The 23,981-nt window shown below is 60.0% G+C and carries 23 protein-coding genes and 1 pseudogene; 8 read left to right on the top strand and 16 right to left on the bottom strand.

The window, feature by feature from the left end:
- From murI to clpS, 6 genes are all read right to left on the bottom strand, one after another.
- The coding region (gene murI, locus ACHFGA_RS01660) for a glutamate racemase (RefSeq protein WP_394280731.1) at nucleotides 1-614 on the bottom strand (614 nt) is incomplete at its 3' end.
- Between the two features lie 10 nt (nucleotides 615-624).
- Nucleotides 625-1,098 carry a MarR family winged helix-turn-helix transcriptional regulator gene (locus ACHFGA_RS01655; protein ID WP_394280730.1) on the bottom strand — a complete coding sequence of 158 codons (474 nt, stop codon included), beginning with the start codon at nucleotides 1,096-1,098 and terminating at the stop codon, nucleotides 625-627.
- A 178-nt stretch (nucleotides 1,099-1,276) separates the two neighbouring features.
- Nucleotides 1,277-1,975, bottom strand: a complete 699-nt coding sequence (locus ACHFGA_RS01650) for a rhomboid family intramembrane serine protease (protein ID WP_394280729.1) — start codon at nucleotides 1,973-1,975, stop codon at nucleotides 1,277-1,279.
- Nucleotides 1,976-1,995: 20 nt separating this feature from the next.
- Nucleotides 1,996-2,949: a P1 family peptidase gene (locus ACHFGA_RS01645; RefSeq protein WP_394280728.1), complete on the bottom strand. Its 954-nt coding sequence runs from the start codon at nucleotides 2,947-2,949 to the stop codon at nucleotides 1,996-1,998.
- Nucleotides 2,949-3,485, bottom strand: coding sequence for a DUF2017 domain-containing protein (locus tag ACHFGA_RS01640; RefSeq protein ID WP_394280727.1), 537 nt, complete (start codon nucleotides 3,483-3,485; stop codon nucleotides 2,949-2,951). Before ACHFGA_RS01640 ends, ACHFGA_RS01645 begins: the two co-directional genes overlap by 1 nt.
- Before the next feature lie 26 nt (nucleotides 3,486-3,511).
- Entirely contained in the window at nucleotides 3,512-3,811 is a 300-nt protein-coding gene (gene clpS / locus ACHFGA_RS01635) for an ATP-dependent Clp protease adapter ClpS (RefSeq protein WP_336884559.1), read from the bottom strand.
- 132 nt (nucleotides 3,812-3,943) lie between these two features.
- On the opposite strand from clpS, the gene ACHFGA_RS01630 reads away from it, so the two are divergent.
- Genes ACHFGA_RS01630 through ACHFGA_RS01620 form a run of 3 tightly spaced genes read left to right on the top strand, consistent with a single transcriptional unit; the run spans nucleotide 3,944 to nucleotide 7,879 of the window.
- Nucleotides 3,944-4,492 carry a CAP domain-containing protein gene (locus ACHFGA_RS01630; RefSeq protein WP_018582228.1) on the top strand — a complete coding sequence of 183 codons (549 nt, stop codon included), beginning with the start codon at nucleotides 3,944-3,946 and terminating at the stop codon, nucleotides 4,490-4,492.
- Between the two features lie 36 nt (nucleotides 4,493-4,528).
- Nucleotides 4,529-5,872 (top strand): nicotinate phosphoribosyltransferase, encoded by a 1,344-nt coding sequence (locus ACHFGA_RS01625; protein ID WP_394280726.1) that lies wholly within the window; start codon nucleotides 4,529-4,531, stop codon nucleotides 5,870-5,872.
- A gap of 18 nt (nucleotides 5,873-5,890) precedes the next feature.
- On the top strand, nucleotides 5,891-7,879 hold the full coding sequence (locus ACHFGA_RS01620; protein ID WP_394280725.1) for an ATP-dependent DNA helicase: 1,989 nt from the start codon (nucleotides 5,891-5,893) through the stop codon (nucleotides 7,877-7,879).
- On the opposite strand, the gene ACHFGA_RS01615 is transcribed toward ACHFGA_RS01620, so the two are convergent.
- The 4 genes from ACHFGA_RS01615 to nrdF form a co-directional block, all read right to left on the bottom strand.
- Complete coding sequence (locus ACHFGA_RS01615) at nucleotides 7,869-8,618, bottom strand: peptidyl-tRNA hydrolase (protein WP_394280724.1); 750 nt, start codon at nucleotides 8,616-8,618, stop codon at nucleotides 7,869-7,871. The genes ACHFGA_RS01620 and ACHFGA_RS01615 overlap by 11 nt on opposite strands.
- Nucleotides 8,618-9,880: a phosphoserine phosphatase SerB gene (gene serB / locus ACHFGA_RS01610; protein ID WP_394280723.1), complete on the bottom strand. Its 1,263-nt coding sequence runs from the start codon at nucleotides 9,878-9,880 to the stop codon at nucleotides 8,618-8,620. Before serB ends, ACHFGA_RS01615 begins: the two co-directional genes overlap by 1 nt.
- A 172-nt stretch (nucleotides 9,881-10,052) precedes the next feature.
- Complete coding sequence (gene ctaD / locus ACHFGA_RS01605) at nucleotides 10,053-11,738, bottom strand: cytochrome c oxidase subunit I (protein WP_018582233.1); 1,686 nt, start codon at nucleotides 11,736-11,738, stop codon at nucleotides 10,053-10,055.
- Nucleotides 11,739-12,166: 428 nt separating this feature from the next.
- Nucleotides 12,167-13,162, bottom strand: a complete 996-nt coding sequence (gene nrdF, locus ACHFGA_RS01600; protein ID WP_394280722.1) for a class 1b ribonucleoside-diphosphate reductase subunit beta — start codon at nucleotides 13,160-13,162, stop codon at nucleotides 12,167-12,169.
- Between the two features lie 259 nt (nucleotides 13,163-13,421).
- On the opposite strand from nrdF, the gene ACHFGA_RS01595 reads away from it, so the two are divergent.
- The 4 genes from ACHFGA_RS01595 to ACHFGA_RS01580 all read left to right on the top strand — a co-directional run bounded on the left by ACHFGA_RS01595 (nucleotide 13,422) and on the right by ACHFGA_RS01580 (nucleotide 16,824).
- Nucleotides 13,422-14,132: a FadR/GntR family transcriptional regulator gene (locus tag ACHFGA_RS01595; RefSeq protein ID WP_394280721.1), complete on the top strand. Its 711-nt coding sequence runs from the start codon at nucleotides 13,422-13,424 to the stop codon at nucleotides 14,130-14,132.
- Between the two features lie 166 nt (nucleotides 14,133-14,298).
- Entirely contained in the window at nucleotides 14,299-15,123 is an 825-nt protein-coding gene (locus ACHFGA_RS01590) for a MetQ/NlpA family ABC transporter substrate-binding protein (protein ID WP_394280720.1), read from the top strand.
- Between the two features lie 4 nt (nucleotides 15,124-15,127).
- Nucleotides 15,128-16,153 (top strand): methionine ABC transporter ATP-binding protein, encoded by a 1,026-nt coding sequence (locus ACHFGA_RS01585; RefSeq protein ID WP_394280719.1) that lies wholly within the window; start codon nucleotides 15,128-15,130, stop codon nucleotides 16,151-16,153.
- Nucleotides 16,150-16,824 carry a methionine ABC transporter permease gene (locus tag ACHFGA_RS01580; RefSeq protein ID WP_394280718.1) on the top strand — a complete coding sequence of 225 codons (675 nt, stop codon included), beginning with the start codon at nucleotides 16,150-16,152 and terminating at the stop codon, nucleotides 16,822-16,824. The genes ACHFGA_RS01585 and ACHFGA_RS01580 overlap by 4 nt, the downstream gene beginning before the upstream one ends.
- A 79-nt stretch (nucleotides 16,825-16,903) precedes the next feature.
- Here ACHFGA_RS01580 and nrdE read toward each other — a convergent pair whose 3' ends face one another.
- The 5 genes and pseudogenes from nrdE to ACHFGA_RS01555 all read right to left on the bottom strand — a co-directional run bounded on the left by nrdE (nucleotide 16,904) and on the right by ACHFGA_RS01555 (nucleotide 22,289).
- A complete protein-coding gene (gene nrdE / locus ACHFGA_RS01575; protein ID WP_394280717.1) occupies nucleotides 16,904-19,069 on the bottom strand; it encodes a class 1b ribonucleoside-diphosphate reductase subunit alpha in 2,166 nt (721 codons plus the stop codon).
- 184 nt (nucleotides 19,070-19,253) lie between these two features.
- Nucleotides 19,254-19,676 (bottom strand): annotated as a pseudogene (gene nrdI / locus ACHFGA_RS01570) (class Ib ribonucleoside-diphosphate reductase assembly flavoprotein NrdI); the annotation flags it as partial.
- Between the two features lie 150 nt (nucleotides 19,677-19,826).
- A complete protein-coding gene (nrdH, locus tag ACHFGA_RS01565; RefSeq protein ID WP_394280716.1) occupies nucleotides 19,827-20,060 on the bottom strand; it encodes a glutaredoxin-like protein NrdH in 234 nt (77 codons plus the stop codon).
- 575 nt (nucleotides 20,061-20,635) lie between these two features.
- A complete protein-coding gene (gene ykgO, locus ACHFGA_RS01560; protein WP_034665258.1) occupies nucleotides 20,636-20,758 on the bottom strand; it encodes a type B 50S ribosomal protein L36 in 123 nt (40 codons plus the stop codon).
- A 148-nt stretch (nucleotides 20,759-20,906) separates the two neighbouring features.
- Complete coding sequence (locus tag ACHFGA_RS01555; protein ID WP_394280715.1) at nucleotides 20,907-22,289, bottom strand: sugar porter family MFS transporter; 1,383 nt, start codon at nucleotides 22,287-22,289, stop codon at nucleotides 20,907-20,909.
- 34 nt (nucleotides 22,290-22,323) lie between these two features.
- Between ACHFGA_RS01555 and nadE the strand changes: the two genes are divergently transcribed.
- Complete coding sequence (gene nadE, locus ACHFGA_RS01550; protein WP_394280714.1) at nucleotides 22,324-23,160, top strand: ammonia-dependent NAD(+) synthetase; 837 nt, start codon at nucleotides 22,324-22,326, stop codon at nucleotides 23,158-23,160.
- A gap of 5 nt (nucleotides 23,161-23,165) precedes the next feature.
- On the opposite strand, the gene ACHFGA_RS01545 is transcribed toward nadE, so the two are convergent.
- Complete coding sequence (locus tag ACHFGA_RS01545) at nucleotides 23,166-23,930, bottom strand: fructosamine kinase family protein (protein WP_394280713.1); 765 nt, start codon at nucleotides 23,928-23,930, stop codon at nucleotides 23,166-23,168.
- Between the last annotated feature and the right edge of the window lie 51 nt (nucleotides 23,931-23,981).

The raw sequence follows: 23,981 nt of genomic DNA, 5'->3' as shown, positions 1-23,981 counted from the left end.
AGCTGGACCACGCCGGACAACAGCGGGTAGTGGGTACAACCAAGCACGAGCGTATCGACGCCCGCGGCCTGCAAAGGCTCTAGGTAGCCCTCAGCGACACCCAGAATTTGGCGTCCAGAGGTAATTCCCCGCTCGACGAATTCGACGAAGAGAGGGCAGGCAACCGCGGTAACATCCACATCCGGGTTCAATGAGAAGAGATCCTGGTAGGCCCCAGATTTGATAGTCCCCTCCGTGCCAATCACCCCAACCTTGCCGTTACGGGTGGTTGTCATTGCGCGGCGGACAGCGGGCCGAATCACTTCAACTACTGGGATGCTATACCGCTCCCGCGCGTCATGCAGGAACGCTGCGGTAGCGGTATTGCAGGCGATAACGAGCATCTTGCACCCGCGTGCGACGAGGTCGTCGGCAATGCGCATGGCATGGCTGCGGACCTCGGCGATCGATAGCGGGCCATAGGGTCCGTTCGCGGTATCCCCGACATACAGAATGGATTCGCCGGGGAGCTGCTCCATCATGGCGCGTGCGACGGTCAGCCCGCCGACGCCGGAATCAAACACCCCGATGGGCGCGTTACGATCAGCTTGCGGATTGGAAGAAGAGGAGCTCACGCGCACGATATTACGCTGCGGTCTCCGAGTTCATCGCATCGACGATCTTGGCCATGGCAGACGCCACCGCACGATTCTCTTCCTCAGTCAGGTTGTCGAACACAAGGCGGCGGACCTGGGAGACGTGGCCAGGGGCAGCCTTGTCCACAACGCCCCAGCCCTCTTCGGTCAGCTCTGCCAGCGTGGAGCGGCCATCGTTCGGATCGGGCACACGCTCAACATAGCCCTTCTTCTCCAGGCGGGTGATCACGCGCGAGAGGTGGGACAGGCTCATGTCCGATGCCTCAGCGAGTTCGCTCATGCGCAGCGAGCCCTCGTCGGTAGCGGCGATATTGATCATTGCGTAGAAGTCAAAATGGCTGATGCCGGCATCCCGCTTCAGCTGCGCATCGAGCTTCGTCGGCAGGCCAACATAAAACGACCACACGTTTTCCCAGGTCTTATTTTCTTCCTCGGTGAACTTCGGATTCATCTTCTCAGTCATAGGCAATATGATACGCGACAACTTAAGAAAATAAACTTAGGAACACTTAGATATGCCCAAGCAATTCCCCCGAACAGCCGTCCAAACTGGGACTATTAAACTTTATTCATATTCTTAAATACCCCTTAGCAGAGAAATCTTCTTAGTTTCCTAGGCAACTGCCAGGAACCTGCCTGGACTACCGTTCCAATTTCTTCCGCTGTCGTCGAGCCTGCAATGCAGGAGGATCATCCGAGGTAATGAATACGCCTGCAGCCAGCCCGCCGAGCGCTCCAAACAGGTGCGCCTGCCAACTGACACCCGGAGTTCCCGGCAGCACTCCCCAGACCAGGCCCGAATAGGAAAACCCAAGGATAATGCCCAAGAGGATCTGCCGGAATGAGCGGTTAAAGATGCCGCGGATCAGCAGGTAGGCCAGCCAGCCGTACACCAAACCCGACGCGCCGATATGGTTCGTGCCTATTCCGCCGAACATCCACACGCCTGCCCCACCGACGATCGCGGCGATCAGCGTGACCTCCCAGAACACACGGTGACCCGAGTATCCGATGATGAAACAGAAAATCGCGCCAGGCACCGTATTGGAGATCAGGTGTTCCCAACTGCCGTGCAGCAACGGCGAGGTGAACACGTTGAGCAGGGACGAGGGGTCCAGGGGGTGGATACCAAACGCGATCAGGCCGCCACCAAAGAAGAACATGTTGATGATGTGGACCGCCCAGATCACCACCACGTAGCCGATGGCGTAGCGCAGCCCGGTTCTGAAGCCATAACTGCGCGCGTGACGGACAGCGGGCTGGCGCTGCCGTCCCAACGGTGCTCCGGAGCTGGGTCGCGGGGGCTGGGAAGAATATGGAGAGTACTGGTAGTTAGTCATCCCCATTGATCATAATTGTCTTAACAGACAATGTCGTTCCAGCAGGCCACACCGTATCCCGGCGTGGCGGAACGCACCGCATTCACGATCGCTGCCTGCACACACTCGGCGGCGGCTTCGCAGAGCGTGCCGACGAGTTCGGCCTCCTGCGGGCTTGTGCTTTCCGCCGTGGAGACCGCAAATAGTGTGTCCCCATCCAGCGGCGAGTGGGCCGGCCGCACAGCGCGCGCCAGTCCATCATGCCCGGTCATCGCCAGACGTTGGAGTTGGGCCACGGGCAGAGGCGCGTCAGTAGCTACCACGCCGATCGTAGTATTTAGTTTCGGCATCGACCGCTCGAGGGCCCCAAATTTTTCAAGGTCCACCCGTGGACCATCTGGGTCGCCGTAGAAGGCGCCGGTGGCAGGATCGATCACACTGCCCATTGGGTTCGCCACCACTCCGGCAGCCACGGTGTATTCGTCGATAAGCACAGACGCCTGCCCGAAGCCGCCGCGCAGCACTCCCGCGGTAGCCCCGCAGCCTGCCCCGATGCTTCCCGACGAAGGGTCGTCGCCCTCGCGCAGCGCCACGTCAATCGAGGCCCTGCCGTCGCGGGCTGTGGGGCGTGACGACGATTCCCCCACGACAAGGTCGAAAATGACGGCAGACGGTACAATCGGCACCCGTGGCCCTGGGTTGCCCTCACCAAAGACGGGAAAGCCATAACCGTGCTCCTCGAGGGCTTCCATTGCACCGCTAGCGGCAGCCAATCCAAAAGCGGATCCGCCAGCCAGGGTGATGGCGTGCACCCGTTCGACCGTGTTGTGCGGGGCCAACAAGTCCGTCTCGCGGGTTCCTGGGCCGCCGCCACGAACATCGACAGCGCCCACCATGCCCTGCTTGGCGCGCGAAACCACAGATGTCACACCGGTATCCCCCAGCGAGACGTGCCCGATGGCCAGGCCGGGGACGTCGAGAAGCGCCCCTGCCATCAGTCCATCAACGCTTCCAGCAGAGACTCTTGGCAGAAGCCCATCCATTCCACCAGGTTCTGGCGGTCCTGGGCTGCGCCCTCTCCACCGGATTCATCGGCCGACACGTACAGACGCAGATCATTGAGCCCGGCGAGGAAGCGGTGCGCCTCTTCTTCATCGAGCGAGACCTCCACACCGCCGGTGGGACCTAATGCGGTGTTCACCACCTGCAGGTTTTCCAGCTTCGACTTGATGATGTCAGTCTCATTCATGCTGCGCAGCAGAGAGTTGTCGCCTTCAAACTCCTGATCGTCGGCACGCTCGAAGTCCGGCAGAAGGCGCGCAAGCCTTGGGTCCTCTGGCGCGTCCTTGTGCCCTGTGGGCATATCCACCAGCTCGGCGAGCTCATCTTTTGGCGCAGACTGCGCGCGCTGAATTAATGCCTCGGACACGGTAGCCGTGAGATCGCCAAGCACCTCACGCTCCATCGGGTCCAGCCTGGTCATATACTTCGGCGCCCGCATCAGGCCCTTTTTCTTCCGCCACGCTTCCATTTCTTTCCTTTCAGTTGTGGCCAGGGCTAGCCGGCCTGCTGCATCGTCGCCCACAGCCCGGCGGTGTGCAGCTTCTTCACGTCGCCTTCCACCTTGTCTTTCTCCCCGGAAGACACGACGGCTTTGCCCTCGGTGTGGACTTGCATCATCAATTCGGTGGCGCGCTTCTTGTCGTAGCCCAGCACGGTTTGGAAGACGTAGGTGACATAACTCATCAGGTTGACGGGGTCATCCCACACGATGCACATCCACGGCAGGTTTTCGGCGGTGGCTACATCGAGCTCAATGTCCTCATCCAACTCGGGGGTGGCCATAGGCGAACCCATTTTTGGTGATCGATTCATATCCTAAGGGTAACCAATTTCCGCCAATGCGCGCGTACCCGGGGAGGGTAGGCTATCGTCGATTTCAATAGCATCGGCTTTTGACACTGATTAAGGACAGGTTGAGGACAGTTCATGAACCGGCTATCCAGTAACTTTGCCGGCAACTTTGCCAACCTCGACGAGTTTCTGCGTGCGCTCGCGGGTGTGTTCAGCGTCGTCTTCGCGCTTCTGGCGACGATTCTCGCGGCAGTCGGTGGCTCCTCAGATGAGGATGCCGGATCCTCCCGCTCAGACGGCTACGTCTCCCCCGGCCTGGATGATTCCATCGACCTCGAGTTCATCCGCGGGGACATGTTATACGCGATCAACAAGGTGCGTGCCGACGAAGTCCGCGCCGATGTTCTTCCTGTCACCTCTGACTTGAAGCTGCAGTACATGGCCCAAAGCCACGCCGAAGGAAACGCGATGACCGGCACCTTCGCACCTCTCGACGCCGACGTGGCTATGATGCAGGCCTCCCTGAGCAAGAGCCAGGCCACTAGCCACAATGTGATGAACGAGTTCTTGCTCGACCAGCCCAACACGGATCTCATGATCAGCCCTGAACACGCCCATCTGGGTGTGGGCGTGGCCCAGGGGCAAGACCGCGTGTGGGTTGTCGTCGTCTTTTCCCGCCAATAGCGGCCGCATGTCCGGATGGTGGGTTAGTCTGGTTTCGTGACTGAATATTCTTCCCATGGCCAAGATCGCTCTACTTCCTTCCTCACGGATAAGTATGAGTTGACGATGTTGCAGGCAGCCCTGCGCGACGGAACAGCCGGGCGCCAGTGCGCCTTCGAGGTGTTCTCCCGCAAGCTGCAAAATGAGCGCCGCTACGGGGTCGTCGCCGGCACCTCCCGTGTCCTGCGCGCAATCCGAGACTTCCGCTTCACCGATAAGCAGTTGGAAACGCTCGACTTCCTCGACGACGAAGCGAAGGAATTCTTGCGTGACTACAAGTTCTCTGGCGACATCGACGGTTACTTGGAAGGTGACCTCTACTTCCCTTATTCGCCGATCCTCTCCGTGCGCGGTACCTTTGCCGAATGCGTCGTGCTGGAAACGGTGATCTTGTCGATCATGAACGCGGACTCCGCAGTCGCCTCGGCCGCTTCAAGGATGGTGACCGCGGCGGATGGCCGCCCAATCATTGAAATGGGCTCGCGCCGCACACACGAGTACTCTGCAGTGACCGCCGCCCGCGCAGCTTACCTGGCTGGCTTTGAGGCAACATCCAACATGGAAGCCTCTTACCGCTACGGCGTCCCCGCCTCCGGTACCTCGGCGCACGCGTGGACGCTGCTGCATGTCAACGAGGACGGTACGCCGAATGAGAAGGCGGCGTTTCAGTCGCAGATCGACACTCTTGGCAAAGAGACCACCCTGCTCGTCGATACGTACGACATCACCCAGGGCGTGGCCAACGCCATCGAGGTGGCAGGCACTGAACTTGGCGGAGTGCGTATTGACTCGGGCGATTTGGGCGCTGTGACCCGCCGGGTGCGCCGCCAGCTCGATGAACTGGGTGCCTACAACACCAAGATCGTGGTGTCCTCGGACTTGGACGAATTCGCTATTGCTGGCCTGCGTGGCGACCCTGTCGACGTGTACGGCGTAGGTACGTCTGTGGTCACCGGCTCCGGTGCTCCGACCGCCGCCATGGTGTACAAGCTGGTCGAGGTGGACGGCCACCCCGTCGCTAAGCGCTCGCGTGGAAAGGCGATGACGGGTGGCGCCAAGACCGCCCTGCGCGCCTACCGCAGCACCGGTGTGGCGGTGGAAGAGGTGGTCTCCCCCTTCGATAAGCCAGCACCGGAGCTCCCTGGTTTGGACACGCGCCAGCTGGTCGTTCCCATGCTGCGCGACGGTGAACTCGTCGGCACGCCCCCAACTCTGGAGGAATCGCGCAACCACCTGGCGGAGCAGATCCGCACCCTGCCGTGGGAAGGTCTGGCTTTGTCGCGCGACGAACCCGCGATCAGCACCCGCTTTACCGGCTTCCCGGCTGACCCAGAAGATTAGGGCGCTACACTCTCCTGTGTGAGTGATCAGCCGCTGACCCAAACAACCACCGACTTGCTTGCCACCGCCGTCGACGCCCTCGGTGGTGCCCGGCGCGACGGGCAGGTGGCGATGGCCGAAGCAGTCACCAAGGCACTCGACACTGAACGCCACCTCGCCGTGCAGGCAGGCACGGGCACGGGTAAGTCCTTGGCCTACCTGGTGCCGGCGATTCGGCACGCCCAAGCCGCTGACACCACGGTGATTATCTCGACTGCCACGTTGGCGCTGCAGCGCCAGTTAGTCGAACGCGACCTGCCAAGGCTTGCCGACGCCCTCGAGCCCGTGATGGAACGCCGCCCGACGTTCGCCATCCAGAAGGGCCGCTCCAACTATGTCTGCCTCCACAAGCTTTCCGTCGAGGATGAGGCGCCCGATGCTCTCTTCGAGGATTCCGCTACCAGTTGGATGGGCAAGCATGTTGCCCGCGTTCACGATTGGGCTCAGGACACCGAGACCGGCGACCGTGATGACCTCGACCCTGGCGTGCCTGATCTGGCGTGGCGCCAAGTTTCCGTCACCGCTGCGGAATGCCTCGGCGCGACACGCTGCCCCCATGGCGAGGAGTGCTTCGCGGAGCTGGCCAGGGCAAAAACCCGGGACGTTGACATCGTGGTGACGAACCACGCCCTCCTGGCCATCGATGCGCTGGCTGACGTGGACATCCTGCCGGAGCACGATGTCGTGGTCATTGATGAGGCCCATGAGCTCGACGGTCGCATCACCTCAGTAGCCACCTCTGAGATCTCCGCCAACGCCCTGACCTTGTCTGCGCGCCGCGCCGGTAAGTTAGACGCGACGAAAAAGAAACAGGATTTAGAAGAAGTCATCGACGATTTCACTGCGGTAGTGGACCTTGAGGAACCGGGCCGCTGGGAGGACATTTCCGACTCTGCCCGTGGCGCTTTCGTCGCCGTGCGCGACGCCCTGTGGCGCACCCGAGAGGAAATCGCCCGCGCCCCCGAGGGCGAAAATACTAACGATCCGGAGCGTTTTGCCGAACGCGAGAACCTGAAGAATCATCTCCAGGACCAGCACGATGCCGTGGTGCGGATCCTCGCGGTTTTCGACGAGGACAATCCGGCCGAATACGACGACGTGGTCTGGCTTGAGCGTTCCGAGCGCTACGGCGACACCGTGGCGGTGGCCCCACTGTCTGTCGCAGGGTTGCTGCACGATCGTCTCTTCGGCGAACAGACCGTGGTTCTTACCTCCGCCACGTTGACCATCGGCGGCAACTTTGAGGCCATGGCTGCCAGCTGGGGACTCCCGCATGGATCGTGGGACAGTTTGGATGCGGGCACCCCGTTTGACCCACGCAAGTCCGGTATTCTCTATAACGCGGTCCACCTGCCCACGCCTGGGCGCGAGGGGCTTGCCGACGACACCCTCGACGAGATTGCTGGCTTGATTACCGCCGCTGGAGGCCGCACCCTGGGGTTGTTCTCTTCCAAGCGTGCCGCCCAGCAGGCCGCGGAGGCGATGCGCTCCCGCCTGCCGTTTGAGATCTATGTCCAAGGCGAGGATTCGATTGGGTTGCTCGTCGATAAGTTCGCGAAGAACGAAAACTCGTGCCTGTTTGGCACGCTGACCCTGTGGCAGGGCGTGGATGTGCCGGGCCGTGCCTTGTCCCTGGTTCTCATTGACCGGATCCCGTTTCCGCGGCCCGATGAACCGCTGCTGCAGGCCCGCTCAAAGGCTGCCGACGCGGCAGGGCGTTCCGGTTTCATGGAGGTCTCCGCCACGCACGCTGCGCTGCTGATGGCCCAGGGCGCGGGGCGTTTATTGCGCCGCGTGACTGACCGCGGCGTGGTGGCCGTGCTGGATAATCGCTTAACGACGAAGCGCTATGGTTCTTTCCTGCGCAAGAGTCTGCCGGACTTCTGGACCACAACAGACCCCGATGTGGTGCGCGGTGCTTTAAGAAGGCTGGTCGCACCGCCCACATCGGCGGACTCTAAGCAGTAGGTCCAAAAACCGCCGTCGTGATCGAGTCAGGCGCGATTTCGGTGAAACCGGCATCCCTCACGCATACTGCTCCCGGCATCTCCGTTGCCCGAATGAATTCGTCACCCTCGCACTCGATGACGTTGAGGGGAAAGCCTGCGTTTGCCCATGCGAGGGCCTCATTCGTCGGCAACTGAGCTGCCCACAGCATGGAGGCATGGCCCACTTGTGCTGCAGCCTTGCCCACCGTCATCTCCAAGGCTGCGTCCACGGCGATCGTCGGCACGCGAGGATCTGGCTCAGGCTGTTCCGAACCGGGAAGGTCGGTGCCCTGGATCTGCAGTTTCTTCAACGGCGCAGGGACGTCTTGTACCGAGGAGGGAACGAACGCGCGGGCCTGTGCCCCCTCCGCGTCCACGGTGACACCGGGCAGCGTTTGGACGTCCTCCCACGCCTTCTTGCGGCCCCGACGCGCGACCTTGCGGATCAGATGGCTGTACCAACCCATCAGTCCCTCGCGCCACGGCCCTTCCTCCCCTGCCTCGGGTGCCATACACGCGGCGACGACGGCCCTGGCGGCGGCGGCCAGCATGGCGTTGCGCTCCGGCGGGGTCTGCTTTGGGATGTGCAGCGCGATTTGCATCGCCTGGACCGTCGACGGGTCCGCGGGATCCTCGTGACGTTCATGGCGATCCGCCGCCACGCTCGTGGCAAGCAACTGGTGGGCAGAGGCGATCAATGAATCTGACTCATGCGGCATTAGTTCAACGGCACCTTGCGGAACGTGCCGTCCTTCAGGTCAGAGTCATCGATCTCGCTGCGCGGCACACCCAGGATGTACAGTACCGAATCCAGGAAGGGCGTGTTCACCGACGTATCGGCAATCTCCTTCAGTGCCGGCTTGGCGTTGAAAGCGATGCCAAGACCCGCGGCCGACAGCATATCGATGTCATTGGCGCCATCGCCCACGGCGACGGTCTGCTGCATGGTGAGGTTCGAATCTTCGGCGAACTCAGCCAGGAACTGTGACTTGGCGGCGCGGTCAACGATTTTGCCGACGACATTGCCGGTGAGCTTCCCGTCTACGATCTCGAGGGTGTTGGCGCGCACGTAGTCCAGCTGCAGGTCTTCCGCTAGATCCTCGAGAACTTGGACAAAACCGCCAGAGACGACGGCTGTGCGGTAGCCCATCTTCTTCAGGGTACGGATCGTGGTGCGCGCACCTGGTGTCAGTTCGATATCGCGGGCGACTTCGTCGATGACAGACGCATCGAGACCGGCCAGTGCCTTGACGCGCTCGCGCAGGGACTCTTCGAAGTCCAGCTCGCCGCGCATGGCGCGTTCGGTGACGGCAGCGACTTCTTCCTCCTTGCCGGCGTGGGCGGCGAGCATTTCGATGACTTCGCCGGTGATCAAGGTGGAGTCACAGTCGAAGCACACTAGGCGCTTTGCGCGGCGTGCAAGCCCTGCCCCTTCGATGGCTAGGTCTACGCCGAGGCGTGGGGTCAGTTCGGCGAGCGCTTCGCGGATCGCTTTACCGTCGCCTGGGGTGTAGTTCGGGATGGTGCAGTAGAGCTCGAGGCCGGTGACTGGGTAGTCCGAGATGCCGCGGATGCGGTCGATGTTGGCGTCGAAGTTGGCCAAGGTGCGGCCGACCTGGGAGACGTCGGAGGCAGTAACGGGGTTACCCAGCATCACGACGACGTGTGTGGAGCGCGGTTGACCGGAGGAGGCAACGTGCTCTCCCACCTCGATCGTGACGCGCTGGTGGTACGTCTCCAGGGTGTCTTTGAGGCCCTTTTCTAAGGTGTCTAGGCCATCGGTCTTGATGCCGACGAAGGCGGCGAGGAAGAGGTTGCCCCGGAAGTTGGCCTGCTCGACGTCGAGAAGCTGGACACCGTGGGAGGACAGGACACGAAACGCTGAGGCGGAAACGCCGGGCCGGTCGGGGCCGGTGATGGTGATGACGGCGTGGGTGAGCCCTGGCTGGAGGTCTACGACATCTGTCGTGGGTGTAGTCACTGCGACTGTTCTTTCTGCTGTGAAATGAGGTTGATACAACGTGATGAGTGCGGGGCGGGATTGGTAGCCCCATAATCCCCAAAACCCCCGGTCTCAACTTCCTGGAGTTGAGCCGGGGGTTGTGAACCGTAGTCAGAGTCGGATCAGATGCTTTGGGGTGAAGCCGTGGCCCTTAGACGTGGGCTTCCTTTCGCATTCGCTCCACCATGTGCGGGTAGTGCAGCTCGAACGCTGGGCGCTCGGAGCGGATACGTGGCAGGGAGGTGAAGTTGTGGCGTGGTGGTGGGCAGGAGGTCGCCCACTCGAGAGAGTTGCCGTAGCCCCATGGGTCGTCGACGGTAACAATCTCGCCGTAGCGCCAGGACTTGAAGACGTTCCAGACCAGAGGGATCACGGAGGCACCCAGGATGAAGGAGCCGACAGTGGAGATCTGGTTGAACAGGGTGAAGCCGTCGGAGTCCAGGTAATCGGCGTAACGACGTGGCATACCCATGTTGCCCAGCCAGTGCTGGATCAGGAACGTGGTGTGGAAGCCGATAAAGGTCAACCAGAAGTGCCACTTTGCCAGACCCTCGTCGGCCATGCGGCCGGTGATCTTCGGGAACCAGAAGTAGACGCCTGCGAAGGAGGAGAACACCACGGTACCGAAGAGGGTGTAGTGGAAGTGAGCAACCACGAAGTAGGAGTCATGCAGGTGGAAGTCCAGTGGTGGGGAGGCCAGCATAATACCGGTCAGACCACCGAACAGGAAGGTTGCCATGAAGCCCATTGCCCAGATCATTGGCGACTGCCAGGTGATGTGGCCGTTCCACATGGTGCCGACCCAGTTGAAGAACTTCACGCCGGTTGGAACTGCAATCAGGAACGTCATGAACGAGAAGAATGGCAGCAGGACCGCGCCGGTGGCGTACATGTGGTGAGCCCACACAGCCATGGACAGGCCAGCAATCGACAACGTTGCGAAGATCAGGCCGATGTAACCGAAGATTGGCTTACGGGAGAACACCGGGATGACCTCGGAGATGATGCCGAAGAATGGCAGTGCAAGGACGTACACCTCTGGGTGACCGAAGAACCAGAACAGGTGCTGCCACAGGATGGCGCCGCCGTTCGCGGTATCGAAGATGTGGCCGCCAAGCTTGCGGTCGTAAAGCACACCCAGTGCTGCAGCGAGCAGCAGCGGGAAGATCATCAGGGAGATCAGGGATGCAGCGAAGATGGTCCAAGTGAACACTGGCAGACGGAACATGGTCATGCCCGGTGCGCGCATCGTCAAGATGGTGGTGATCATGTTGATCGCGGAAGCAACGGTACCGATACCGGTTGCACCCACGCCGATGATCCAAAGGTCAGCGCCCACGCCTGGGGTGTGAACCTGGTCAGACAGTGGTGCGTACATGGTCCAGCCGAAGTCTGCCGCACCACCTGGGGTGAGGAAGCCTGCGAGCATCGCGACAACACCGATCTGGGTGATCCAGAAGCCGAAAGCGTTCAGACGTGGGAAGGCCACGTCGGGTGCGCCGATCTGCAGTGGCAGGACGTAGTTGGCGAAGCCCCAAACGATTGGGGTACCGAATGCAAGCAGCATGATCGTGCCGTGCATGGTGAACAGCTGGTTGAACTGCTCGTTGGATAGGAACTGCAGGCCCGGGGAGAACAGCTCCGCGCGGATCAGCAGTGCCATGAGGCCACCAACGAAGAACCAGATGAAGGACATGACTAGGTACCAAGCACCCAGAGCCTTGTGGTCCGTTGTGGCAAGAATTTGATAAAGCTTCGAACCTTTTCGGTCATAACCGAAAGGTTGAGGGCGTTCTGGCTGGACATAGTCGTCTAGCCGAGGCGCAACTGCGGTCATACGATCCTCCTGACTACTGACGTCGACGGCCGTAGTTAGCCGCGACGCCTTATGATACCCCCTCGCACTATGGCACGAGGAGACAACTATTTCTAGCCACACAGGGCTAGCAACGATTATGAGTCTATAGCGTTACGGGCATACTGCCGAAAAAATCTTCACTAGCTTCGCAGAAAGCTCCCAGCTAAGTGCAATATGCAGGACTTTTAAGAACTGATAGTACTTATAGGGGCTTTTTGGCCACCGGCCGGCCGCGAACGATGCCCCCAAATGGGGTTCAAACCAAAGATTGATGGGCGTGGCGCGTCCGGCAGGTACTATCAGAAATCTGAATATATCCTGTATATGGCGCATAAACGCCCTCCCCCACCGCTCTGGCGGGACAGGGCGCTTGGTGCCAATGTGACTGCTGGGACGAACTATCTAGCCTAGAAATCCCAGTCGTCGTCAGTAGTGTCTTCGGCCTTGCCAATCACGTAAGACGACCCGGAACCGGAGAAGAAGTCATGGTTCTCATCCGCGTTTGGAGACAGCGATGCGAGGATGGCCGGGGACACCTTGGTTTCGTCGGACGGGAAGAGCCCTTCGTACCCGAGGTTGTTCAGAGCCTTGTTGGCGTTGTAGCGCAGGAAGCGCTTCACATCCTCGGTCCAGCCGATCGGATCGTAAATGTCCTCGGTGTACTGAGTCTCATTCTCGTACAGGTCGTACATGAGATCGAAGGAGTATTCCTTGAGCTCATCGCGACGCTCCTGGGTCTCCTCGGCAACCCCCAGCTGATACTTGTAACCGATGTAGTAGCCGTGGACGGCCTCATCACGGATGATGAGGCGAATGATGTCTGCGGTGTTCGTCAGCTTGGAATGCACCGACCAGTTCAGCGGCAGGTAGAAACCGGAGTAGAAGAGGAAGGATTCCAGCATCACGGATGCGACCTTCTTCTTCAGTGGGTCGGAACCCTCGTAGTAAGACTGAATAATCTTTGCCTTGCGCTGAACTTCTTCGTTTTCTTCGGTCCAGCGGAATGCATCGTTGATCTGAGGCGTGGTCGCCAGAGTCATATAGATATTGGAGTAACTCTTGGCGTGCACCGATTCCATGAAGGAAATGTTGGTGTACACCGCCTCCTCGTGCATGGTGCGGGCGTCCGGGATAAGCGACACCGCGCCGATGGTTCCCTGGATGGTGTCGAGCAGGGTCAGGTTCGCGAACACACGCATGGTTGCCAGCTGCTCAGCTTCGTTCAGGGTCTTCCACGACGGAATGTCATTAGATACCGGGATCTTTTCTGGGAGCCAGAAGTTACCGGTCAGGCGGTCCCACACCTCGAGGTCCTTCTCATCCGGAATCTCGTTCCAGTTGATCGCCTTGATCGGTTCAGTGTGGGCCTTTAAATACGCGTCGTAATCGTGCTGGTCAGACATGTTTCCCCTCAGACACTTTCTAAAATGGGCCTTTTATCTTAAGCCACCACCCTACCCCAGTGAGAAATTATGGCCACCGCAACTACAGCCAGCGCGTCTACTATCCCCCAGATCCAACATTGGGTTGGCATTTCGCGCCTGTCTAGCAGGTCAATTCTTGCCCCCCTTTTTTCACGTCGTTATCAATTTGGACGGCAATACGCGTAAGGTAACAACTATAGACACCACCAGTACAACAACATTCAAGGATGGTTGAGCAATGCCCACCCCTGAGTCGCCTGCAGCACCACTGCTGACATCAGTCTTGGATCAGCTTGGTGGTGAGATCGTCGCCGGGGAGCTCCCCGAGGGACGAACATTCACGCTGCAAGACATCTCCTCCCGCTTTGGCATTTCACGCACCGTCGCCCGCGAAGCGATGCGCGCTTTAGAGCAACTGGGGTTGGTGTCGTCGTCACGCCGCGTCGGAATCACCGTGTTGCCACAAACCTCCTGGGCGGTCTTCGACCCGTCCGTGATCACCTGGCGCCTCGCCGCGGATGAGCAGCGAAACGAACAGCTGAAATCCCTCACGGAGCTGCGCATTGCCCTGGAACCGATTGCCGCCTTCAATGCTGCACACCAGGCCACCCAAGAGCAGTCGGACAAGCTCGTCGCCCTCGCCGAGGAGTTGCGCGAGCTCGGCTCCCGCGACCGGGGCGCCTCCGACGAATTCCTCAAGGCGGATCAAGAGTTCCACCAGCTGGTCTTCCTTGCCAGCGGTAACGAGATGATCATCGCCTTGGCGCCTTCGCTGCTCCACGCGTTGGAAGGCCGCACCCGCTATGGCCTGCAGCCTTCAAACCCTGTTGAGGAAGCACTCGACATGCACGAAACGCTGGCAACAGCAATTGCCGAAGGCAACGCAGAGGCAGCAGAGGCAGCCTCCCGCAATCTCCTTGCTGAGGTACGTGACGCCCTCTACGAATAAGCACGCTTAACGACGATTCCCTCGCTCCCCGATGTGGGCACGAGGGTTTTTCTTTCCCATTTTTATTCATCGGAAAGCCCGTTTCCATGAAAATATTAGACAGGTCGGTCTCATAGCGCTAGACTTCCACGTCTAGTACATGAAATTTTGAGGAACTGGAGACCCCATGAAGATCTTTTCGCGCGCGGCAACAGTCATCGTCGCTGCTTCGCTCAGCCTTGGATTAGCGTCGTGCTCGTCGTCGGAAAGCGATGACCAGACCATTCGCGTCGGCACCTCCCCTGGCCCCTACTCTGTCCTATTCCAGGACGGGATCCATCCGATCCTCTCCGAGCAGGGCTACACCATCGAATACACCGAGTTCTCGGACCTGCAGCAGGCCACCACGGCCGTTGCCGAAGGCTCTGTTGACCTCAATGTGGACCAGCACTCCGCGTACACAGGCGTCTTCAACGAGGAAACCGGGTCGGATCTGATCAACTTCACCGAGATCCCCACCGTCCCTGCAGGCCTTTACTCGGAGCGTCATGATTCCCTCGACGCGGTCGCCGACGGCCAGACCGTTGCCGTGCCCATCGACGCGTCCAACCTCTCGCGCGCGCTGAACATGCTCGCAGAAGCAGGCTGGATCACCCTCAACCCGGATGCGGACCCTGCCCTGCTGTCGGTCAACGACATCCAGGACAACCCTCACAACCTGTCGGTCGAGCCGATGGATTCCGCGACCATCCCACGCGCGCTGCCGGACATCGACTGGGGTGTCATCCCTGGCTCCATGTCCTTCGCCTCGCAGGTGGACCCGAACCTGCAGCTCTTCCAGGAGACCTTGCGCCCTGAGCTGATCCTGGCCGCGGTCACCCGCGCCGAAGAAGAGGACTCAGAATGGGTTCAGGCCGTCTCGGACGCGTACCGCAACGAAGAGTTCCTGCAGTTCGTAGAGGAAGAAAACGTCAACGATTACTGGTTCATCCCAGAGTCCTTGAAGGGATAGTTTTATGGCTGAAGCGGCAGTGTCCTTTCGCGACATTTCACGCGTCTACGGCAGCGGCGACCAGCAGATCGTCGCGCTGGATTCCATCACTTTCGACGTGCCCGCTGGCTCCATCTACGGGGTCGTCGGCACCTCAGGCGCCGGCAAGTCGACCCTGCTGCGCACCGCCAATGGTTTGGAAACGCCATCCTCCGGCGAGGTCAGCGTCCTAGGCCGGCAGCCAGCCGAGCTTTCCGACGCTCACCTGCGTGAATTACGCCGCGAAGTGGGCATGATTTTCCAGCACTATAACCTGCTGAATTCACGCACCGTCGCTGATAACGTGGCGATGCCCCTGGTGTTGGCGAAAACTCCGCGTGAGGAGATCAACCGCCGCGTCGCCGAGGCCTTGGAGCGTGTGGGGTTGGCCGATCGTGCCAACCACCGCCCCCGCCAGTTGTCCGGCGGGCAGCGCCAGCGCGTCGGTATCGCCCGGTCACTTGTGACGAACCCGAAGGTCCTGCTGTGCGACGAGCCCACCAGCGCCCTCGACCCGCTGACCACCTCCCAGATCCTGGACCTTTTGACCGACATCAATGAAGACCTTGGGCTGACCATCGTGATCATTACCCACCAGATGGATGTCGTGGCTCGGATCGCGGACTACGTCGCCGTCCTCGAGCAGGGCGAATTGATCGAAAATGGCCCGGTCGAGCAGATCTTCGCGCAGCCTCAGGCTTCCCTGACACGTCGGTTCATCGAAACGGTCGTGCCGCAGCGCTTGCCGGAGCCCGTCGTCGATGAGCTGCGCCGCGCCCGCCCCGACACGCTCGTGCGCGTCGTCCACACCGGCGGCGCCGCGGGCACCCTGATCCCCGACCTTGAACGCCTCGGCGTCGCCGTCAACCTCTACCAGGCGTCCGACGCCCCACTGCGGCGCACGACGGTCGGCACGATGGTGCTTGGCTTGGACGGGCAACGCACGCTTATCGACGAGGCGCTGGCCCATATTGCTGACACGGAAGGACTCAACGCGGAGGTGCTGCCATGAACTGGATGGACACGTTTAACACGCGCGTAAGCCCCCAGCAATACCTCGATGCGGGCTTGGAAACCCTCTACATGGTCGGCATCGCACTGGCGATCGGCTCGCTTTTGGGGATTCCGCTGGCACTGATCTTGGTGATCTTCCGCCCCGGCGGCCTTCGCCCGAATCAGGTGATCTACTCAATCACCAACCTGGTGGTCAACATCATCCGCTCACTGCCGTTTGTGATTTTTATGGTGGCCATCGTGCCGCTGACTCGCGCGATCACGGGCACGTCGATCGGCACCACTGCCGCGCTGGTCCCCCTGACCATCTATATCGCGCCTTTCATTGCGCGGTTGATTGAGCAGTCCCTCCTCGAGGTTGACCACGGCATCATCGAAGCCGCCGAATCCATGGGTGCCACGCTGTGGCAGACTATTCGATACTTCATGCTGCCGGAGGCCCGCGCCTCCATCATCTTGGCGCTGACCACCTCAACCATCGGCCTGATTTCGGCAACGGCCATGGCCGGCTATATCGGCGGCGGTGGCGTCGGCGACCTGGCCTTGAGCTACGGCTACCAGCAGTTCGACACCTTCGCGATGTTGGTCACCGTGATCATCTTGATCATCGTCGTCCAAGGCATCCAGTCGCTGGGCAACTGGCTGGCACGCCGCGCCCGAGACGCCTAAGTTCGCTTGACGACGAGAAACCCCTCGCTTCCAGTTCATCTTCTGGATGCGAGGGGTTCGTCGTCGATAAGCCTGTGTCTTAAAGCATGCAGGACACGCAACCCTCAATCTCGGTGCCGGCGAGCGCCATCTGACGCAAGCGGATGTAGTAGAGGGACTTGATGCCCTTGGTCCACGCGTAGATCTGGGCGCGGTTGATGTCGCGGGTGGTCACCGTGTCCTTAAAGAACAAGGTGAGTGACAGGCCTTGGTCCACGTACTTCGTGGCGACAGCGTAGGTGTCGATGACCTTCTCATAGCCAATCTCGTAGGCGTCCTCGAAGTACTCGCCATTCTCATTATCCAGGTGAGGTGCCGGGTAGTAGACGCGCCCGATCTTGCCTTCCTTGCGGATCTCAATCTTGGAAGCAATCGGGTGGATCGAGGAGGTCGAGTTGTTGATATAGGAAATCGAACCAGTCGGCGGCACTGCCTGCAGGTAGCGGTTGTAGATGCCGTCACGCATGACGTCTTCCTTCAGCTGCGCCCAATCCTGCTCGGTCGGGATCTGGGCCGTCGAGTTCGCGAAGAGCTCCTTGACCTTGTCGGTGGTCGGCTGGAAGTCCGCAGGGTTGTAGCGGTCGAAGAACTCACCGGTGGCGTACTCGGACTTGTCGAAGTCCGTGAACTTCTCCCCTGTCTCCACGGCAATCTTGTGGGAGGCCTTGATCGACTCGTACATCACCGTGGCGAAATAGGTGTTGGTGAAGTCCAGGCCTTCCTCGGAGCCGTAGTGAATATGCTCGCGGCCAAGGTAGCCGTGCAGGTTCATCTGCCCCAGGCCAATGGCGTGCGAAGCGTCGTTGCCCTCGCGGATGGATGGCACAGAATCAATGGAGGTCTGGTCCGCCACCGAGGTCAGCCCGCGGATGGCGGTCTCGATCGTGCGGGAGAAGTCCGTGGAATCCATGGTCATCGCGATATTCAGCGAGCCCAGGTTGCACGAGATATCCTCGCCGATCGTTTCGTAGGTCAGATCGTCGTTCAGCACCGATGGGGTGTTTACCTGCAGGATCTCGGAGCACAGGTTCGACATGTTGATCCGGCCCGTCTTGACCGGGTTGGACCTGTTCGCGGTGTCCTCGAACATGATGTACGGATAACCGGACTCGAACTGAATCTCCGCGATGGTCTGGAAGAACTGGCGCGCGTTGATCTTCGTCTTGCGGATGCGCGGATCTTCCACCATCTCTTCGTACTTCTCGGTCACCGAGATGTCTGCAAAAGGCACACCGTAGATGCGCTCGACGTCGTACGGGGAGAACAGGTACATGTCGTCGTTACGCTTGGCCAGCTCAAAGGTAATGTCCGGGATGACCACACCCAGCGAGAGAGTCTTGATGCGGATCTTCTCATCGGCGTTCTCACGCTTGGTATCCAAGAAGCTCAAGATATCTGGGTGGTGCGCGTTGAGGTACACAGCACCAGCGCCCTGGCGCGCGCCCAGCTGGTTGGCGTAGGAGAAGGAATCCTCCAACAGCTTCATCACGGGGATCACACCGGAGGACTGGTTTTCAATGTGCTTAATCGGCGCACCGGACTCACGAATATTGCTCAGCAGCAAGGCCACGCCGCCGCCGCGCTTCGACAGCTGCAGCGAGGAGTTAATCGCACGCCCAATGGACTCCATATTGTCCTCGATGCGCAGCAGGAAGCAGGACACGAGTTCGCCGCGCTGCGCCTTACCGGCATTCAAGAACGTTGGGGTTGCGGGCTGGAAACGGCCGGTCATGATCTCGTCGACAAGCGCCGATGCAAGATCCTCGTTGCCGCGCGCCAAGAACAGCGCCGTCATCGAGACGCGGTCTTCGAAACGCTCCAAGTAACGCTTCCCGTCGAAGGTTTTCAGCGTGTAGGAGGTGTAGTACTTGTATGCGCCCAGGAAGGTCTTGAAACGGAACTTGAACGCGTAGGCGCGCTTGAAGGTCTCCTTGACGAAGTCCCATTCATACTGCTCGATAACCTCGGGCTCGTAGTACTTGTTGTCAACCAGGTACTTCATCTTCTCTTCCAAGTCATGGAAGTAGACGGTGTTCTGGTTAACGTGCTGCAGGAAAAACTGGTTGGCCGCCTCACGGTCCTTATCGAACTGAATCTGACCGTTCTCGTCGTACAAGTTGAGCAGAGCGTTGAGGGTGTGATAATCCAGCTGGTCCTTCGGATTCGCTGGTTCAGCAACATTCTTTCCAAGAGTGGGAGAAGACAAGTTGGGGTGGCCTTTCTAAACGAAAAATTGTGGGATAGATATGGGCACTACTTATGTAATTATATTTAAGTTAGCTGCGCACACGATTGTCGTAGCGCGCACGCAATCGTGCAAGGGTGTCCGCTTTTTCCTGCTCTTGCTTCGCCTGTTCGGCGCGAACGGCGTCCAGCTCGGTCGGATCCATGGGCTGCAGACCCAGCCGCTCAGCGTTGTCGATGAGCTCATCCCGGACCCGTTCCACGTCCTCCGGCATGCCCAACAGCTCGAAGCGGTAGAGGTACGGCACCTTGCACTTCTGCGAGATGACATCACCTGCGATGCAGTAGTCAGGGCCGAAATTGGAGTTGCCCGCCGCGATCACTCCACGGATCAGGCTGCGGTTGTGCTCGTTGTTGAGGAAGCGGATAACTTGCTTGGGCACCGGCCGGGTGTTTTGGTGGCTAATGGATGCTCCGCCGCCGTAGGTCGGGCAGATCAGCACATAAGGCTCATCCACGATCAACGGCTCATCAGAGCGGTACAGGGGAATCCTTTTGCTTGGTAGGCCAAGCTTGTCGACGAACCGACGGGTGTTCTCCGTAACAGAAGAGAAATACACGACGAGCACGAACGACTCACGTCCCTTCTAGAAAGTGATGCAATAAAGAAAAGCCACCGAAAAACTAGGGGAATCGGTGGCCTTGAAACTACAGAGAGAGACGCTACTCAGGCTGAGGTGCCGCGCGCTGCGGCCGGCCTGTGCAGCGAAGGTGGTGCGCTACGCCGCCTTCTCAGCCAGACCGCGAATACGATCTGGGCGGAAACCGGACCAGTGCTCACCGTTCACCTCAACCACAGGCGCCTGGAGGTGGCCCAGAGCCAAGACGTAGTCTCGTGCATCGTCGTCCAGGCTGATATCGACGAGGTTGTAGTCCAGCCCAGCCTTATCGAGGGCCTTGGTGGTGAAGTTGCATTGCATGCATGCTGGCTTGGTGTACACGGTGATGGCCATGGAATCCCCTTCTTCGAAACTCTCTCCGTCAACACCGCTTTGGGTAGCGGTGTGGCGAACATTTTTAAACTTTGTCCCCGTTCGGGGAGACACCACAAAACCCTACACTTTGTGCCACCTTTAAGCAACTAACACTACATGTAGTAGTTACAGGCATGAAATCCCCAGGACACGGCAACCAAATCACCTACATGTAGTTCGTTCTCGGACAGTCTTCATATCCACCGAAATGACATCGCCGGCATTTCCACTGCACTGTCAATTATTATTCACTTATACTTAACCTGCCTGTCGATTCGGACTCCCCCATTTCGGGTGGGTCGCCTAGTTTCAGCAAGCTGACGCCCGCCAAAACCCGACGGATCCGCACACTGCTGGAACTGAAATGTTGGAATAGGGGCATCTGGGCGCCCGGAAGCGCCAAAACCGCCCTGTTCCAACAGTTGAGGTCCATCAGTTTAGATCAGCGGCGGTACGGCGCGACCACAACGCCCTCCCCCAGAAAACACTTCTGCCCCAAGCACCGCTCCTCAGAGGAGGGTGCTTGGGGCAGAGGACAGAGAATCTTGCGCTGATTAGCCCTGACGAGCCTTGAAGCGTGGATCCTTCTTGTTGATCACGTAAACCTTGCCGCGACGGCGCACAACCTGAGCGCCCGGCTTGTTCTTCAGCGACCGAAGCGAATTGCGGACCTTCATCGGGCGCTCCTTTCTATCGACAGTGAATAAGTAATGGGCTGCCACCTCACTGAGGGGCATCCCGCAACGACCAGCCAGAACATGACTAGTCGTGACACGAGGGATGATATTACCCGACCACCCGGCCAGAACCAAACTTGTCCCGAGCCTAGGAGGACTTGGAGTACTTACGCTCCAGCTCCCGGCTGACGTCCTCCAGGCTACGGCCCATTGTTTCGGGCACCATCGTGCGCACAAAGCCCAGAGCAACAAGACCTAGCACCGCGAACATGACGAACGTGTTTGTCGCGCCCAAGGAGTCCACCAGGGGCAGGAAGAACTGGGCGACCGCCCAGTTTGCCGACCACAGCGCCAAACCCGCAAGCCCCATTCCGAGACCACGAATCTGGGTGGGCACCAGCTCCGAGATGAGCAGCCACGTCGTCGGCGATACTGCCGCTTGCTGCGAGGCGATGAAGAAGGCCATCAGCGCCAGCGAGACCAGGGCCAACGAAGTATTACCCTGGGCCGCCCCATATACCGGCGCCAAGATCGCAAGGGCCACCACGTTGCCGACCAGACCAATTGTGAGCAGCCTCTTTCGTCCGATGCGGTCAATCACCTGCAAGCCCACCCAGCAGGCCACGACAGAAACCAAACCGATCACTATCGAGGTGTATACCGAGTTCTGCGTCGACAAGCCCACCTGGTTCATCATCGTCGGCGCAAAGTAGACGATCGCATTCACACCAGTGATCTGCTGCGTCACACCCAGCAATGCAGCCACCACCACGGTGATTCGCAGCCAGCGATGAGCGCGCAGACGGCTCCACTGCCCTTGTTGCGCTTGACGCTCCGCGGCATCCTGCTCGCTGATCTCTGTGAGTTCCGCCAAGTCCATCCCAGAGCGCGTTGCGGTGGCACGTGCCTCGTCGATACGCCCCTTGCGCGCAAGCCACACCGGGGTATCGGGGAGGAAGAACATCCCAACAGTCAGGATGAGGCCCGGGACGGCGGCGAGCCCCAGCATCAGCTGCCAGTTTTCCGTCGGCGCGAGCAAGGAGTTCACCAGGTAGGCGGCGAGCTGGCCGACCACGATCATGAAGGTGTTCAGGGAGACCATCTTGCCGCGGACTTTTGCTGGCACCATCTCCGAGATATACATCGGCGCGACGATACTGACCGCGCCCACCGCGACGCCGAGCAGGGTGCGTGCCGACGAAAGCATCAGCACCGACCCGGAAACCGCACACCAAAGGGAACCGACGATGAAAATGATGCCACCCACCATCAACGTGGCACGCCGCCCGATCCGGTCCGCGATCGTCGAACCGGTCAGAGCACCAACGGCCGCGCCGACTAACAGCATGGAGGTGACCATGCCCTCCTCGGCGGCCGACATTCCGAATTCGGGGCTGACGAAGAGCAGGGCGCCGCTCATCACGCCGGTGTCATAACCAAAAAGCAGGCCGGCGAAAGCGGCGATGCCAGCGACGGTGCGCACGAAGCGTTTTTGCTGGTCTGTTGCGGGGGTGGATCTCGCTGTACTCATACGCACATCTTGGCCTTTAACTACGATGGTTGTCATGTCTCACCCCGGCGATGAAACCCAGAAATCTATCATCAATGCGCTGGTCACACGGCCCTTGATCGATCCCGCTGAAGAGGTGGAGAAACGTATCACTTTTTTGGTGGAACACTTGGAAGCCACCGGAGCCGCGGGCTATGTCCTCGGTATTTCCGGCGGGCAAGATTCCACCCTGACTGGCAAGCTTGCGCAGCTGGCCGTCGAAAAGCGTCGCGCGAACGGGCATGACGCCACGTTTTGGGCAGTGCGCCTGCCCCACGGCGTCCAGTCCGACGAAGACGATGCGCAGGCCGCGCTCGAGTTCATCCAGCCGGATCGACGGCTCACCGTCAACATTGCGCCAGCCACCGCGGAGATGAATGCTGCGGTGTCCGAGTCACTCGGCGTGGAACAGCTCGGAGATTTCAACAACGGCAATGTGAAGGCTCGCCAGCGCATGATCGCGCAGTATGCCATCGCCGGCGAAGTGGGCGCGCTGGTGATCGGCTCCGACCATGCCGCAGAAAACCTGACCGGATTTTTCACTAAACACGGCGACGGCGCAGCGGACCTGATCCCCCTTGCTGGCCTGAACAAGCGCCAGGGAGCCCAGCTCCTTCAATACCTGGACTGCCCGCCCGCGCTCTATGAGAAGGTGCCCACAGCCGACCTTGAAGATGACCGCCCGACGCTTCCCGACGAAGAAGCCCTCGGGATTACGTATCAGGCGATCGACGATTACCTCGAAGGGCGCCCCGTCAGCGACACTGACCGGGCACGGATCGAGGAACTATGGGCCAAAGGCCAGCACAAACGCCACCTGCCTCCCGGGCCCAATGACACGTGGTGGCGATAGTGGCGCTAGCGCTCCAGTAGATCCATGGTTGCTTCTGCGGCTTGGACTAAGTCAAAGGCGTAGGAACGGCCGTGGGTCTGGGTGTGCACCGCCAACGGGTGGAGCTGGTGCAACGGAATCTGCTCGCGCCAGCCCTCGTCGAGAGGCGACACGGACTCATAACCGGCGATGATCTCCTCAAAAAATGGCGCGCCAAACAGCGCCAACATTGCGAGATCCGTTAAAGCATGACCACCGTGTGCAGCCGGGTCGATGAACCACGGCCCATCGGCTGCAAACATCAGGTTTCCGCTCCACAAGTCACCGTGGATGCGTGAGACCGCGACCTCCTCGTCGGCACGCTCAATGGCCTCACAGGCGCGCCGGACAGTGTCGAGGCCCTCGTCGGAAAGCGTGCCCCCAGCGTGCGCTGCCTCGGCCGGGGGAAGGACGCGCTGGCGGGTATAAAACTCGGCCCACCGCTGTGTCGGGGTGCATTCCTGCTGGATGCGGCCGATGAAGTTTGGGCCATCCCAACCTGCTGGTGGTGCGCCGAAAGCCTCGGCTCCGCAGGCGTGGATCCGAGCGAGCTCTGCTCCGGCTGTGCGGGCCGCATCCACGGTGGGTCGGCTGCGTCGGATCCGGGGAATGGTCAACGTGTTGTTGGCCTCATCCACGTCGAGCACGTCGACGACTCGATCCGAGCCTTCCCTCAACCAGCGCAATCCAGCTGCTTCTGCAGCGGCTGAGTCGGGGGCAGATCCTGTCTTAGTAAAAGTATCGTTCCTCATCACTTCACCAGAGTAACGAAAAACCCGGGGTGCGCGCTGTGTGTTGCGTCG

The organism is Corynebacterium sp., from assembly GCF_043426755.1.
GTDB lineage: Bacteria > Actinomycetota > Actinomycetes > Mycobacteriales > Mycobacteriaceae > Corynebacterium.
This window is presented reverse-complemented; position numbering and strand designations above follow the sequence as displayed.

Coding starts and splice junctions, on each gene's coding strand:
- ACHFGA_RS01655 (WP_394280730.1), bottom strand. CDS start 1,098: ATGACTGAGAAGATGAATCCGAAGTTCACCGAGGAAGAAAATAAGACC.
- ACHFGA_RS01650 (WP_394280729.1), bottom strand. CDS start 1,975: ATGACTAACTACCAGTACTCTCCATATTCTTCCCAGCCCCCGCGACCC.
- ACHFGA_RS01645 (WP_394280728.1), bottom strand. CDS start 2,949: ATGGCAGGGGCGCTTCTCGACGTCCCCGGCCTGGCCATCGGGCACGTC.
- ACHFGA_RS01640 (WP_394280727.1), bottom strand. CDS start 3,485: ATGGAAGCGTGGCGGAAGAAAAAGGGCCTGATGCGGGCGCCGAAGTAT.
- clpS (WP_336884559.1), bottom strand. CDS start 3,811: ATGGGTTCGCCTATGGCCACCCCCGAGTTGGATGAGGACATTGAGCTC.
- ACHFGA_RS01630 (WP_018582228.1), top strand. CDS start 3,944: ATGAACCGGCTATCCAGTAACTTTGCCGGCAACTTTGCCAACCTCGAC.
- ACHFGA_RS01615 (WP_394280724.1), bottom strand. CDS start 8,618: ATGCCGCATGAGTCAGATTCATTGATCGCCTCTGCCCACCAGTTGCTT.
- ctaD (WP_018582233.1), bottom strand. CDS start 11,738: ATGACCGCAGTTGCGCCTCGGCTAGACGACTATGTCCAGCCAGAACGC.
- nrdF (WP_394280722.1), bottom strand. CDS start 13,162: ATGTCTGACCAGCACGATTACGACGCGTATTTAAAGGCCCACACTGAA.
- ACHFGA_RS01595 (WP_394280721.1), top strand. CDS start 13,422: ATGCCCACCCCTGAGTCGCCTGCAGCACCACTGCTGACATCAGTCTTG.
- ACHFGA_RS01590 (WP_394280720.1), top strand. CDS start 14,299: ATGAAGATCTTTTCGCGCGCGGCAACAGTCATCGTCGCTGCTTCGCTC.
- ACHFGA_RS01585 (WP_394280719.1), top strand. CDS start 15,128: ATGGCTGAAGCGGCAGTGTCCTTTCGCGACATTTCACGCGTCTACGGC.
- ACHFGA_RS01580 (WP_394280718.1), top strand. CDS start 16,150: ATGAACTGGATGGACACGTTTAACACGCGCGTAAGCCCCCAGCAATAC.
- nrdH (WP_394280716.1), bottom strand. CDS start 20,060: ATGGCCATCACCGTGTACACCAAGCCAGCATGCATGCAATGCAACTTC.
- ykgO (WP_034665258.1), bottom strand. CDS start 20,758: ATGAAGGTCCGCAATTCGCTTCGGTCGCTGAAGAACAAGCCGGGCGCT.
- ACHFGA_RS01555 (WP_394280715.1), bottom strand. CDS start 22,289: ATGAGTACAGCGAGATCCACCCCCGCAACAGACCAGCAAAAACGCTTC.
- nadE (WP_394280714.1), top strand. CDS start 22,324: ATGTCTCACCCCGGCGATGAAACCCAGAAATCTATCATCAATGCGCTG.
- ACHFGA_RS01545 (WP_394280713.1), bottom strand. CDS start 23,930: ATGAGGAACGATACTTTTACTAAGACAGGATCTGCCCCCGACTCAGCC.